Here is a 13,160-nt window from a genome sequence, read left to right on the forward strand (position 1 = left end):
GTCGTAGCCCCGTTCGGGCTGGATCAGCACGGTCACGTGGCGCCAGCGCAGGCCTCGGATCGGGAAGCCGGCCCTGCCTCCCCTCGGCGTTTCCAGGCCCGCATCCTGGTGCGGAGGCCCCCAAACCGCTTCCAGGCGCTCGCGCCCCTGGCTGGGCAACTGGTCGTACCAGGCCAGGTAGTCCTCGAGAGGGAGATGGTCGAGCGGGGAGCGGTGCCCGCTTTCCGGGTCATTGCTGCGGCCGGCCAGCAGCTGCTGGATCAGCTCCTCCCCGCTGCTGGGCCACTCGGGCCCGAGGGCATAGCCCGCCTCGGCCAGCCAGCGCAGCATCAGCGCCGTGGAGGCCGGGGTGTCGAGTCCCACCCCATTGGCCAGCCGGCTGTTGCGGGTGGGGTAGTTGGCCAGCACCAGGGCGATGTGCCGGTCGGCGGCGGGGGTCTGGCGTAGGCGGATCCAGTTGGCGGCCAATTGGGCAATCCACCCGAGGCGCCCCGGGTCCGGCTGGTAGCGCTGCAGGGCCGAGGCCAGCTGGACGCTGGCCCCCACCGTCTCCTTGAAGGCAGCGATCCGTGTTGTCAGCCGCCCATCCAGCTCCGGCAGGGCCACCTGCAGGGTCAGGTCAGTGGGCCCGAGGCCGATGCTGCTCTCCTGCCAGCGGCTGCGGGGTTGGCTGCTGCAGAGCATCTGAAACACCGGTACCCCCAGCTGCTCCCACAGCGGTGCCCCCAGCCCGGCCTCCTCAAACTGCACCGACGCAAAGGACGTGCTGCACAGCACGGCTTGCACCTGTTCCCGGCCCAGGAGGTCAGCCACCCCCTGCTGGACGGCCCCATCCCGCAGGCCGCTGACCCAGAGGGCACGGGGGCATAACCCCACCCCGCGCAGGGCGGCCAGGCTGGCCTCCATCAGGGCCAGATCACCGGCCTGCAACAGGGCGCGATAGGCGATCAGGCCGATCCGGGGCCCAGGCTCCTCGCGCCAGTCGTGGGCAAGGGGATCAGCCAGGGGCTCGACCGTCGGGGGCGCAGGCTGCTCCCCCTGCAACAGGGCCCGCAGGGTGGCCAGCAGGCGGCGGAGGTTGGCGGGGCCGCCTTCCCTCAGGCCATGGGCCAGAGCCACGGCCAGGGCCGGATCCACGGTGCCGAGGCTCGCGAGGGTGACCTCCTCCTCCGGGGTGCCAGCCAGCACCAGCAATTGGCGCCCGGCCTGGGAGCGGGACCAGTCCTGCAGGCGTTCGAGTCCATAGCTCCAGTGGCCCCGGCCGCCCAGCAGCCGCACAACCACCAGTTGGGCATGGCGCACGGTGGAGCTGAGGTAGTGGTCGATCTGGGCGGGATGGCCCAGGGCCGAGAGGTTCAGCCCCCGCAGCTCAGCCCCCAGCAGCTGGGGTTCCTGCGCCAGCAGCTGATCGATGGCCAGGAGATCGGTGTCGGCGCTGCTGAGCAGCACCACCGGTGCGGGCGGCTGCTCCACCAGGGCGCCCCAATCGGCCGCCTCCGTTCCCCCCGGTACCGATGCCAAGCGATGCATGGACCCATCCTGCTTGCTGCAGTGAGAAGATCGGGGCATCCCGGCCACCGGCCGTCGCGCCTGCTCCGCCCGCTTCGCCCCCACCATGCACCAGTTCCTGCCCTTCGCCTGGTTCGGTGGCAAATGCGTGCCCTTTGCGGAGGCCACCCTCTCGGTGGCCACCCATGCGCTCCACTACGGCACCGGGGCCTTCGGCGGCATGCGGGCCCTGCCCAATCCCAGCGATCCCGCCGAGATCCTGCTGTTTCGCGCCGACCGCCACGCCCGACGGCTCAGCCAGAGCGCCCGGCTGCTGCTCACTGAGCTGCCCGAGGCCACCATCCATGACGCGATCGTCACGTTCCTGAAGGCCAACAAGCCCACCTGCCCGGTGTACCTGCGGCCCTTCGTGTACACCAGCGACCTCGGCATTGCGCCCCGTCTGCACAACATCGAGACCGACTTCCTGATCTATGGCCTGGAGCTCGGCGATTACCTGTCCCCGGATGGGGTGAGCTGTCGGATCAGCTCCTGGACCCGCCAGGAAGACCGCTCCCTGCCCCTGCGGGGCAAGATCAGTGGTGCCTACATCACCAGCTCCCTGGCCAAAACGGAGGCCGTCAAGAGTGGCTTCGATGAGGCGCTGCTGCTCAACAGCCGCGGCAAGGTGAGCGAGGCCAGTGGCATGAACCTGTTCATCGTGCGCGACGGGGTGCTGATCACGCCGGGTGTCGACCAGGACATCCTTGAGGGCATCACGCGAGCCAGCGTGCTGGAGCTGGCCCAGGCCATGGGCATCCCCACCCTGGAGCGCCCGGTCGACAAGAGCGAATTGTTCGTGGCCGATGAGGTGTTCCTCAGTGGTACCGCCGCCAAGGTCACCCCGGTGCGTCGGGTGGAGACGACGGACATGCCAGCCCATCGGCCGGTGATGACCGCCATTCGGGAGAGGCTCACCGCGATCACAGAAGGCCGCGATCCCGCCTATGACCACTGGGTGACCCGAATCCGCGTTGACGGTTGAGCGCCATGACAACGGCAGTGGCATCCCAGGTGGGACAACGGGTGGGCTTTCTGGAGCGGCTGCATGCCCCGGAGCGTCCCGTGCTGGTGTTCGACGGGGCCACGGGCACCTCGCTGCAGCAGATGGATCTGACCGCCGACGATTTCGGCGGGGCGGCTCTCGAGGGCTGCAATGAATATCTGGTCTTCACCAGACCGGACGCTGTGCAGGCGGTGCACCGGCAGTTTCTGGAGGTGGGCGCCGATGTGATCGAAACCGACACCTTTGGGGCCACCTCCCTGGTGTTGGCGGAATACGACATCGCCGATCAGACCTTTGCGCTCAACAAGCGGGCCGCCGAACTGGCCCGGGAGATGGCCGATGCCTACTCCACCCCTGAGAAACCCCGCTTTGTGGCGGGCTCCATGGGGCCCACCACAAAGTTGCCCACCCTGGGCCACGTCGATTTCGACACGATGAAGGCGTCCTTCGCCGAACAGGCGGAAGGGCTGATTGCCGGCGATGTGGATCTGTTCATCGTCGAAACCTGCCAGGACGTGCTGCAGATCAAGGCGGCCCTGCAGGGCATCGAGCAGGCCTTCGCCAAGACCGGCCAGCGCCGGCCGTTGATGGTGAGCGTCACGATGGAAACCACCGGCACGATGCTGGTGGGCTCGGACATCGCCGCGGTGGTGGCGATCCTCGAGCCGTTCCCGATCGATGTGCTCGGGCTCAACTGCGCCACCGGCCCGGAGCAGATGAAGGAGCACGTGCGCTATCTGAGCGAGCACAGCCCCTTTGTGGTGAGCTGCATCCCCAATGCCGGCCTGCCCGAGAACATCGGCGGCGTGGCCCACTACCGGCTGACGCCGGTGGAGATGAAGATGCAGCTGCTGCACTTCGTCGAAGACCTGGGCGTGCAGGTGATCGGAGGCTGCTGTGGCACCACCCCAGCCCACATTGGCGCCCTGGCCGAGCTCGCCGCTGAGCTGCAGGCGGCGCCCCGTCCGGTGCGCACCCCCCAGACCCAGCACGAGCGCCCCCTGCTCCAGGTGGAGCCCTCGGCCGCCTCGATCTACGGCACCACGCCCTATCACCAGGACAACTCTTTCCTGATCATTGGCGAACGGCTCAATGCCAGCGGCAGCAAAAAGGTGCGGGAGCTGCTGGCTGACGAAGACTGGGACGGCCTGGTGGCCGTGGCCCGGGGCCAGGTGAAGGAGAACGCCCACGTTCTGGACGTGAACGTCGACTACGTCGGTCGTGATGGCGAGCGGGATATGCACGATTTGGTGAGTCGTCTGGTGACGAACGTCAACCTGCCGCTGATGCTCGACTCCACCGAGTGGCAGAAGATGGAAGCCGGCCTCAAGGTGGCCGGCGGCAAGTGCATCCTCAACTCCACCAACTACGAAGACGGCGATGAGCGCTTCTTCAAGGTGTTGGAGTTGGCCAAGGCCTATGGCGCGGGTGTGGTGGTGGGCACCATCGACGAGGAGGGGATGGCCCGCACGGCGGAGCGCAAGTTCGCCATCGCCCAGCGGGCCTATCGCGATGCCCTCGAGTTCGGGATTCCTGCCCACGAAATTTTCTACGACCCCCTGGCTCTGCCGATCTCCACCGGCATTGAGGAAGACCGTCTGAACGGGGCGGCCACGGTGGAGGCGATTCGCCGCATCCGCTCCGATCTTCCTGGGGTGCATGTGGTGTTGGGGGTCAGCAACGTGAGCTTCGGCCTCTCCCCGGCGGCCCGCATCGTGCTCAACTCCGTCTTCCTGCACGACTGCTGTGAGGCCGGCATGGATGCGGCCATCGTCAGCCCGGCCAAAATTCTCCCGCTGGCCAAGATCAGCGAGGAGCACCAGCAGGTTTGCCGCGACCTCATCTACGACCGGCGGCGCTTCGACAGCGACGACGCCGGGGCGATCTGCAGCTACGACCCCCTGACCGTGCTCACCACCCTGTTTGAGGGGGTGAGTGCCAAGGAGGCCCGGGCTTCGGGCCCCTCCCTGGCCGATCTTCCGGTGGAGGAGCGTCTCAAGCAACACATCATTGATGGCGAGCGCATCGGCCTGGAGGCCTCCCTCAACGAAGCGATGCAGACCTATCCGCCCCTGCAGATCATCAACACCTTCCTCCTCGATGGCATGAAGGTTGTGGGGGACCTGTTTGGTTCTGGCCAGATGCAGCTCCCCTTTGTGCTGCAGAGCGCTGAAACGATGAAGGCAGCGGTGGCCCAACTCGAGCCCCACATGGAAACCGTGGAAGGGGAAAGTTCGGCCAAGGGCAAGTTCCTGATCGCCACGGTGAAGGGCGATGTGCACGACATCGGCAAGAACCTGGTGGACATCATCCTCACCAACAACGGTTACGAGGTCATCAACCTCGGCATCAAGCAGAGCTGTGAGGCCATCATCGAGGCCCAGCAGGAGCACCAGGCCGACTGCATCGCCATGAGTGGTCTGCTGGTGAAGTCAACCGCCTTCATGAAAGACAACCTCGAGGCGTTCAACGCGGCGGGGATTGCCGTTCCCGTGATCCTCGGCGGTGCGGCCCTCACGCCCCGCTTTGTGCATGGTGACTGCCGCGCGGTTTACAAGGGTCAGGTGATCTATGGCCGGGATGCCTTCGCCGATCTGCGCTTCATGGATGCGCTGATGGAGGCCAAGGGCGCAGGCAGCTGGGACGACCACCAGGGGTTCCAGGGGCCGATTCCGGACGGGCTGGGCCTGGCCAGCACGGACAGTGCCACCCCTATCTCCCCAGGGGACGACCCGGCACCCCCTGCGGTGCCCGCAGATGGGCCGGAGGCTGGACCCAACGATCACCGTTCTGAAGCCGTGCCCGAGGAGCCTGCGCTCGATCCCCCGTTCTGGGGCAGCCAGGTGCTCACCGAGCAGGACATCAGCCTGCAGGAGGTGTTTGCCTACCTGGACCGCAATGCCCTGTTTGCCGGCCAATGGCAGCTGCGCAAGACCCAGCAGCAGAGCAGGGAGGAGTACGAGTCGATGTTGGCTGAAAAGGCCGAACCCGTTCTGCAGCAGTGGATGCAGCGGTGTCTTGAGGAGGAGCTGCTCACCCCACGGGTGGCCTATGGCTATTTCCCCTGCGGGCGCAGCGGCAACGCCGTGGTGGTGTTCGATTCCAACGAGCCCCACCAGGCTCTCGGGCGCTTTGCCCTGCCCCGTCAGCGCTCGGGGAATCGCTACTGCATTGCTGATTTTTACCGTGATCTCTCGGTGGGAGGCGATGGCGCTGGCACGCCTACCGATGTGTTGCCGATGCAGGCCGTGACGATGGGGGATAGGGCCTCTGCCTTTGCGCGCGAGCTGTTCAAGGCAGACCAATACAGCGACTACCTCTACTTCCACGGGCTTGGGGTGCAGATGGCTGAGGCCCTGGCGGAGTGGGTGCATGCCCGCATCCGGCGGGAACTGGGCTTTGCCGATCCAGCTGCCATGCCGTTGCGGGATGTGCTTGCCCAGCGCTACCGCGGCAGCCGTTACTCCTTCGGCTATCCGGCCTGTCCCAATGTGGCTGATTCCAGGCAGCAGCTCGCCTGGTTGGGGGCTGATCGCATTGGTCTCACCATGGATGAGAGCGATCAGCTCGATCCGGAGCAGAGCACCACGGCCCTGGTGGCCCTGCACAGCCAGGCCCGCTATTTCTCGGCCTGAGCGGACGCGCTCCCTCTTAGCCTGCAGGCGTTGTTGCTGAGCAGGCCATGGCCATTGCAGGCCCCGGCGGCGTTGACGCCGCGATCGCATCGGGCATCGATCTCGATGGCACACCCATCCCCGCGGAAATGATCGCCCTCTACGCCGAGGTGATGGACCTGGAGAGTCAGCGCGCCCGCAGCGGCGTCAAGAAGTCGATGCGCAACCGGATCGTCAAGACCGGGGCCAAACACTTCGACCAGGCCACGCTGGATGCCCGCCTGCAGGCGGCTGGATGGGAGGGGCTCAAAGCCAAGGAGATCGCGTTTTTCTACGCCTGAGTCGCCACCGACCCGTCGCAACCGCTACGCCTAGCTGCACATCTCCTCGAGGGCATCGATCACCTCCTGCTGAAACTCCTCGAGATCGGAGGAGTCGCTGAGATCGATTCCCTCACCGGCGGCGTTCTGGGTGAGCTCCTGGAAATGGAAGGCCCCCTCTCCATGGGCGAGGAACTCCATGGCGGAGGGTTCACCGCTCTCTTTGTAGGCGTCGCAGAGGGCCAGGAAGGCCGCATCCTCGGTGAATTCCCAGCTCATGAAGGGGGCCGCGCTGAAAAACAGGGTGAACGCGCTAACCGACCTTTAACGCCTCCCCCCCGGAATCCGTCAACCACCTCGCCCCACTTTGTTCCGGTGTGTTGCCTTTGCTCGGGGTCTGCGGGCCTCCGGCAGGCTGCGCTTCCGGCCCGATGCAGTGCCGGGATCCCTTGGCCAGACTGGCGGAGCTGCCCTGTCCGATTCCCTGTCGTGAGCGATTCCAGCCCCAGCCTCCCGCCTTCGCTCAATGTGCTCGGTGAGCCGCTGGAGGTGTGTGGGTGCCAGCCGATGACCGGTTGGTTCCGCGATGGCCACTGCCGCACCAACGCCGCGGACCTCGGCCGCCACAGCGTGTGCTGCGTGGTGACGGAGGCGTTCCTGCGCTACAGCGCCGCCCAGGGCAACGATCTCAGCACCCCGGCCCCGGCCTACGACTTTCCAGGCCTCCAGCCTGGGGACCATTGGTGTGTCTGTGCACCCCGCTGGCTGGAGGCCTATGAGGACGGCATGGCCCCACCCGTGCGGTTGGAGGCCACGGAGGACTCCGCCCTCGACGTCATTTCCCTGGAACTGCTGCGGGCCAACGCCGCCTAGGCGATCCCTGGGCCGTCCTCACCAGGGAATGGCTTGCCCGTCCCAGGCCCAGAAGCCGCCGGAGTCCTCCGGGCTGAGCCCTTCCAGGACCCTGAGCAGCTGTGCGGCCGAGCGTTGGGGGCTGAACAGCCGGGCAGGGGGCACCCCGGCCTGAAACGGCGCGGAGAGGGCTGTTGCCGTGGTGCCGGGATGGAGCAGGCTCACGCACCCCTGGGGCCTGCGGCGGCGCCACTCCAGGGCCAGGGTGCGCAGCAGTTGGTTCTGGGCGGCCTTGGCGGCCCGGTAGGCGTACCACCCTCCCAGCTGGTTGTCGCCAATGCTGCCCACCCGAGCCGACAGGCTGGCGACGTGGAAGGGGGCGTCGCCCGGCAGGCAGGACTCGATGGCCTGGGCCACCAGCAGCGGCGCGAAGGCATTGACCGCAAAGCTCTGCTCCAGGCCCAGGCGGTTCACCTGGCTCAGACGCTTCTCGGGCTGGAGCCCGGCACCGTGCAGGACGCCGGCGGTGTGGATCACCAGGCGTAGGGGTGGGCGAGTCCTCAGGCTGGTGCCCAGGCGCTCCAGGCTGGCGTCATCGGTGAGCTCGAGGGGCAGGTAGTCGACTCCCTGCCAGTCGTGAGACGCCGCGCCGCGCCAATCCCTGCGGGAGGCCCCCACCCGCTGCAGGTGGGGGGCCGCCTGGCCGAGTTCCTGGAGCAGGGCCTGGCCGATCCCGCCACAGCCCACCACCAGGGCCGTGCCTTGCCAGGAGCTCCAGTTCGATCGGGGGGGCGTGACCACAGAACGCTTGGGGGGCTGGGACGGAACCGCTCCCTGGCGCATGATGGCAGCGCTGTTCTGCCTGCCGCTTCGCACCCGATGGGCCTTCGCATCACCGTGTTGGGTCTGGGCGCCTGGGGGCAGACCCTGCTGGAGCGCTGGCAAGCCCAGGGCCATCGGGTGGCGGGCTGGTCCCGGAGCTCCGGCGGCAGCCCCATCGAGCTGCTGGCGGATTGCGACCTGGTGGTGTCGGCCGTGGCGATGGCGGGGGTGCAGCCCCTGGCTGAGACCCTGGCCCCCCACTGGCCCCCAGGCCTACCCCTGCTCAGCTGCAGCAAGGGTCTCGACCTCTCCACCCTGGCCACGGCCACCCAGCTCTGGGCAGCCCAACTGCCTGCCACCCCGTTGTTGGTGCTGAGCGGTCCGAATCTGGCGACGGAAGTGCGGCAAGGCTTGCCAGCGGCCAGTGTGTTGGCCTGCACCGCCCCTGACCTGGCCCGCGAGCTGCAGCGCCAGCTCAGCGATGAAGCCCTGCGTCTCTACACGAACGGCGATCCGATCGGAACGGAGGCAGCCGGGGCCCTCAAGAACGTGATGGCGGTGGCGGCCGGGATCGCCGATGGCCTGTGCCTCGGGGCCAACGCCAAAGCTTCCCTGCTCTGCCGCGGGCTGGCGGAGATCGGCGTGGTGCTGGAGGGGCTGGGCGGTGTGACGAGCACCCTCTATGGCCTGGCTGGACTTGGCGACCTGCTGGCCACGGCGAACAGCACCCTGAGCCGCAACTACCGCTGCGGGTTACTCCTCGCCGAGGGCTGCAGCGAGGAGCAGGCCAGGGAGCGCATCGCGGCGACCGTGGAGGGCCCCCGCACGGCACGGGCCGCCTTGCAGCTGGCCAGTGGGCGGGGCTGGCATCTGCCCATCTGCGAGCAGGTTGTGCGGGTGCTCGATGGGGGAGCCAGCCCGGCGGACGCGGTGAAAGCCCTGATGGAGCGGGACCTGCGGCCCGAATGGACCCAGCCATGACCAGCCCCACGCCGGCGGTTCTGGTGGAGGCCTTCGCCGCCGGACCCTGCCGGGGCAACGGGGCCGCCGTCGTGCTGCTCGACCAGCCCATGGGAGATGGGGGCCTGCAGGCGATCGCCCGCAGCCTCAACCAGTCGGAAACGGCCTTTTTGCTGCACCAACAGGATCGCTGGTGTCTGCGATGGTTCACCCCCACCTGCGAGGTGCCGTTGTGCGGCCACGCGACCCTGGCAGCCCTGCTGGCCCTTGGGCACTGGCAGGTGCTGGAAGCGGGTCAGCCGGTGTCGCTCTGGACCCGCAGTGGCCCCTTGGCGGTGCAGCTGGGGCCCCCCGGGGAGCCGACCCAGGCCTCCAGTGGCTCCGTGGTGCTGCCCAGCGCCGGCTTGCTTGCCGCCGAGCCGTCTCCGCCCCTGATCCGCCTGTTGCAAGAGCGCTTGGGCGTCAAACCGACGGACTACTGGGGCTCGTCCTTGGGCTATCGGGTGGCCCTGCTGCCCCCGGAGGCTCCGCTGGCGGCGATGGCCAGTGTGGCCTCCGAGCTGCAGGGGGCCGATCGGGCGGGGCTGGTGCTGATGCAATCCCTCGAGGGGCTCGAGCTGACCCCATCTGAAGTTGTCCTGGGTCGGCGGGCCGACTATCAGCTGCGTTTCTTTGCTCCAGGGCTGGGGATTGAGGAGGATCCAGTCACGGGCTCCGCCCATGCGTTGGTGGCGCCGTTCTGGCTCGAACGGTTGAACCGGCGATCCGTGGTGGGCTGGCAATGTTCCCCGCGACCGGGGGGCATGGTGCTCGAAACGGCGTCTTCAGGCATGATCCGCCTGAGCGGTACGGGCCATCTTCTGTGGAACGGCACATTGCACGTGCAAGCCGATGGCTGCGGAGCCGAGCCATGGGGGGCGTTGCTCGCCTGAGTCTGATCCCGTCAGGGCTGCGGCTCAGCAGTCCGTTCAACCGCCGGCTGATGCTGGCCGGTCCCATGGCCGTGGCGGCCGTGGCGGTGGGCTTCGCCGCCCAGGGCCTTGCCCCCAAGCCCTACGGAGCCGCCCAGGGGGAACTGCTCGACGCGCTGATTGAAACTCCGCCTCCTCCGCAGGACACCACCGCTGCGGCTGAAAGCCTGCGGCGCCTGGAGGCTCGCCGGGCCACGGCCCCAACGACGGCCGGAGCCGGTGGCAGCCTCGGCCTGGCCGAACCGGAGGCTGGGCCCACGGTGGATCTGGAGATCCGCGTGGCCCTGCTGACGGCTGGATCCAGCCCTGCGCTCTCGGGCACTGGCCCCTGGCAACTGGTGAGCCGGGATGGCCAATTGCTGCAGCAGGGTGCCGCCGGGACGCCCGTCAATCTTGCCGACCTCTGGTCCCAGGGGCCCGAGGCCTGGCTCCAGACCTCAGGAGGGGCGCTTCTGGTCAACGGCAGCCCCTACGGCGGTCGCCTGCGGTTGATCCGAGACAGTGACGGCCTGCGGCTGGTGAACCATCTCGGCCTGGAGACCTACATCGCCTCGGTGGTGGGGGCAGAGATGCCCAGTAGTTGGTCGATGGAGGCCCTGCGCGCCCAGGCCGTTGCCGCCCGCTCCTACGCCCTGGCCCACATGGCCCGACCGGCAAACCGTCACTGGCATCTCGGCGACACCACGCGCTGGCAGGCCTACAAGGGGTTGGCCCGGAGCAACGACCGCACCCGGCAGGCCGCCGGCAGCACCGCGGGGCTGATTCTCAGTTATCAGGGAGGAATCGTGGAAAGCCTCTATGCCGCCAACCGCCAGATCAGTCTCGAGGCCCACGGTCACCTGGGGGCGAGCATGAGTCAGCACGGAGCCCAGGATCTGGCCCAGCAGGGCTTCCGCTACAACCAGATCCTGGGGCACTACTACCAGGGGGCGTCCCTGGCACGCCTCAAGGCCGGTGCGGGCTGAGCACTTCTGGCACCGGGCGCTGGAGCGTTCCCTCGAGGCCCAGCGCAGTGGGGCCCTGGTCCCTCTGGCCACCGACGTGGTGGATCTGCCGGGGTTGGAGCCGTTCGTGCTGCGGCGGTTGCTCAGCCGTACGCCGAAACACCTGCGCCGCGGTGGCCCCAAGCCCAATCCCTTTCTTCCCTGGGAGCCTGAGTTGGAGGTGGAATGCCTCGCTTCCGGCCATGTGGCCCTGCTCAACAAATACCCCGTTCAGCCAGGCCATCTGCTGTTGATCACCCAGGCCTGGCAACCCCAGGCGGGCTGGTTGCGGCCTGACGATTGGGCAGGGGTGGCCCAGGTGGCCTCCGATACGGCGGGGTTGTGGTTCTTCAACAGTTCTCCCGCCGCCGGCGCCAGCCAGCCCCACCGCCACCTGCAGCTGCTGCCCAGGCGAAGCGGCGAGCCCAGCTGTCCGTTGGCTGCTGCCCTCCAGGCCCAGCTGGAGGAGACAGGAGATCGCCCAGGTCCTGCCGGATCTCCTTGGCCCTGGGCCTATCGCTTGAGTCGTCGCCAGGACCCCCTGGGCGGCAGCGACCTCGAAGAGCTGTACCTTCGCCATGCCGAGCAGCTGGGTCTGGGGTCCCCGCTTCACGATCCCCAACCCCTTCATCCGTACAACGTGCTGTTTGACGACCACTGGATGCTCACGGTGCGGCGCACCGAGGAACACTGTGCCGGCTTCAGCCTCAATGCCCTGGCCTTTGGCGGGTCTTTGCTCGCCACCGAGCGCTCGGATCTCGCCTGGTTGGAGCGGCAAGGACCTTGGCAGCTGCTGCGATCGGTCGCCAGCCCTCCGCTGCCGTGAACCAGGTTCCGTAATTTCCCGGTTGCGGAATCCCCTGTTGCCGGGCGTGGTTGGAAAGCAAGGGGACCTGCCCCTGCTGAATGACTCCTGTCCCGATGACCCAACCCGTCAAGACCCCTGCCCGGCCCGATCGCCCGATCTCCCGTCGAGCCCTGCTGCAACGCAACCAGCGGGTCAACCAGTACCGCGCTCTGGTGAATCCGATTGCGGTGCACTACGTCCGCCGCTGCCCCGAACCGCTCGATGATCTGATTCAGGTGGGCCTGCTTGGGCTGCTTCGCGCTGCGGAGCTCTATCAAGCCCACACCGCCACTCCCTTTGAAGCCTTTGCCAGGCCCCACATCCGCGGGGCCATCCTGCACTACCTGCGGGATTGCTCCCAGGCCGTACGGCTCCCCCGCCGCCAGATGGAGCTCCACGACAAGTTGCGCCAGCTGAAGGCCGGCTGGTGTGCCCGCCATGGCCACGAGCCCAGTGCTGACGACCTGCGTCAGGGGCTGGCCCTCAGCCGCCAGCAGTGGGAGGACCTGCTCCGGGGACAGGCGATGGCCCGTCCGTCAGCCCTTGGGGCCACGGCGGAGGACATTCAGGCGCTGATCTCCGATGGGGACGAGAGCTGGGAAGACCCGACGGGCACGGAGCACACCATCTTGGGCCAGTTGGCCCGGCTGGAGCCCTGCCTCCGATTGGTGATCCAGAAGGTGGTGCTGTCCGGCTGGACCTATCGGCGTACGGCGGCCCTGTTGCAGGTGAGCCCGATGACGGTGCAGCGACGAGTGAAGCGTGGCTTGGCCCTGCTGAAGGACGGCCTCCATGCTCCGGTGGCGGAACTCGCAGGGCCGCTGAGTCCCCTCAGCCGTTCCCGGACCCGGCATCGCGTTGCATCTGCTGCTCCAGCGTGCTGATGGCCGCCGTGACGGCCGCCAGTTGCCGTTCCACGCCGTCCCGCCAGAACCGCAGCATGCGCAGTTTGCGTTCCTGATGGCGACGCCAGCTGCTCTGGCCACCTTCGTCGCCGTTGCCGCAGCAGCCCAGGGGGGGAAGCATGAGAAAGTGGAGAAGTGCTCTGAGGTTCTAGCGACCCCGGTGCGTCACCCGAGTGCCGTGTTGCCCGCCCCAGCGGGTGTTTCCCCCAGCAATGGTCATGAAGCACTGCTGGACCCGACGACCCTGGCCAAGCGCGCCAGCAGGGGTGTCCCCCGTTCTGAATCGGCCCCTGGCACTCCTGTTGGTTTCTGGGCTCCTGGGCCCAGGGGTG

The 13,160-nt window shown here is 67.8% G+C and carries 13 protein-coding genes; 9 read left to right on the top strand and 4 right to left on the bottom strand.

The annotated features are described in order from the left end of the window. Nucleotides 1–1,530: cobaltochelatase subunit CobN (locus KBY71_RS01095; RefSeq protein ID WP_254927163.1), on the bottom strand; the 1,530-nt coding region annotated here is incomplete at its 3' end. An 85-nt stretch (nt 1,531–1,615) separates the two neighbouring features. On the opposite strand from KBY71_RS01095, the gene KBY71_RS01105 reads away from it, so the two are divergent. Genes KBY71_RS01105 through KBY71_RS01115 form a run of 3 tightly spaced genes read left to right on the top strand, consistent with a single transcriptional unit; the run spans nt 1,616 to nt 6,509 of the window. After that, on the top strand, nt 1,616–2,533 hold the full coding sequence (locus KBY71_RS01105) for a branched-chain amino acid transaminase (RefSeq protein ID WP_254927164.1): 918 nt from the start codon (nt 1,616–1,618) through the stop codon (nt 2,531–2,533). Nucleotides 2,534–2,538: 5 nt separating this feature from the next. Then, nucleotides 2,539–6,189 carry a methionine synthase gene (metH, locus tag KBY71_RS01110; protein WP_254927165.1) on the top strand — a complete coding sequence of 1,217 codons (3,651 nt, stop codon included), beginning with the start codon at nt 2,539–2,541 and terminating at the stop codon, nt 6,187–6,189. A 47-nt stretch (nt 6,190–6,236) separates the two neighbouring features. After that, complete coding sequence (locus KBY71_RS01115; protein ID WP_254927166.1) at nt 6,237–6,509, top strand: DUF4090 family protein; 273 nt, start codon at nt 6,237–6,239, stop codon at nt 6,507–6,509. Between the two features lie 30 nt (nt 6,510–6,539). On the opposite strand, the gene KBY71_RS01120 is transcribed toward KBY71_RS01115, so the two are convergent. Continuing rightward, nucleotides 6,540–6,767, bottom strand: a complete 228-nt coding sequence (locus KBY71_RS01120) for a hypothetical protein (RefSeq protein ID WP_190389514.1) — start codon at nt 6,765–6,767, stop codon at nt 6,540–6,542. Nucleotides 6,768–6,977: 210 nt separating this feature from the next. On the opposite strand from KBY71_RS01120, the gene KBY71_RS01125 reads away from it, so the two are divergent. After that, nucleotides 6,978–7,361 (top strand): DUF2237 family protein, encoded by a 384-nt coding sequence (locus KBY71_RS01125; protein ID WP_254927167.1) that lies wholly within the window; start codon nt 6,978–6,980, stop codon nt 7,359–7,361. Between the two features lie 18 nt (nt 7,362–7,379). Here the strand turns inward: KBY71_RS01125 and KBY71_RS01130 are convergent, their stop codons facing one another. Further along, nucleotides 7,380–8,141 carry an SDR family NAD(P)-dependent oxidoreductase gene (locus KBY71_RS01130; protein WP_254927168.1) on the bottom strand — a complete coding sequence of 254 codons (762 nt, stop codon included), beginning with the start codon at nt 8,139–8,141 and terminating at the stop codon, nt 7,380–7,382. Between the two features lie 78 nt (nt 8,142–8,219). On the opposite strand from KBY71_RS01130, the gene KBY71_RS01135 reads away from it, so the two are divergent. From KBY71_RS01135 to KBY71_RS01155, 5 genes are all read left to right on the top strand, one after another. After that, nucleotides 8,220–9,143: an NAD(P)H-dependent glycerol-3-phosphate dehydrogenase gene (locus tag KBY71_RS01135; RefSeq protein ID WP_254927169.1), complete on the top strand. Its 924-nt coding sequence runs from the start codon at nt 8,220–8,222 to the stop codon at nt 9,141–9,143. Then, complete coding sequence (locus tag KBY71_RS01140; RefSeq protein ID WP_254927170.1) at nt 9,140–10,054, top strand: PhzF family phenazine biosynthesis protein; 915 nt, start codon at nt 9,140–9,142, stop codon at nt 10,052–10,054. Before KBY71_RS01135 ends, KBY71_RS01140 begins: the two co-directional genes overlap by 4 nt. Continuing rightward, nucleotides 10,033–11,058 (top strand): SpoIID/LytB domain-containing protein, encoded by a 1,026-nt coding sequence (locus KBY71_RS01145; protein ID WP_254927171.1) that lies wholly within the window; start codon nt 10,033–10,035, stop codon nt 11,056–11,058. Before KBY71_RS01140 ends, KBY71_RS01145 begins: the two co-directional genes overlap by 22 nt. Beyond that, nucleotides 11,048–11,902: an ATP adenylyltransferase gene (locus KBY71_RS01150; protein ID WP_254927172.1), complete on the top strand. Its 855-nt coding sequence runs from the start codon at nt 11,048–11,050 to the stop codon at nt 11,900–11,902. Before KBY71_RS01145 ends, KBY71_RS01150 begins: the two co-directional genes overlap by 11 nt. An 80-nt stretch (nt 11,903–11,982) precedes the next feature. After that, nucleotides 11,983–12,807, top strand: coding sequence for a sigma-70 family RNA polymerase sigma factor (locus KBY71_RS01155; RefSeq protein ID WP_254927173.1), 825 nt, complete (start codon nt 11,983–11,985; stop codon nt 12,805–12,807). Here KBY71_RS01155 and KBY71_RS01160 read toward each other — a convergent pair. Next, the gene (locus KBY71_RS01160; protein ID WP_254927174.1) at nt 12,755–12,949 is read right to left on the bottom strand and encodes a sigma factor SigF; all 195 of its coding nucleotides are present in this window, start codon (nt 12,947–12,949) and stop codon (nt 12,755–12,757) included. The two genes, KBY71_RS01155 and KBY71_RS01160, sit on opposite strands and share 53 nt — an antisense overlap. Nucleotides 12,950–13,160: the final 211 nt, after the last annotated feature.

It is taken from the genome of Cyanobium sp. T1B-Tous (genome assembly GCF_024345475.1).
GTDB lineage: Bacteria > Cyanobacteriota > Cyanobacteriia > PCC-6307 > Cyanobiaceae > Cyanobium_A.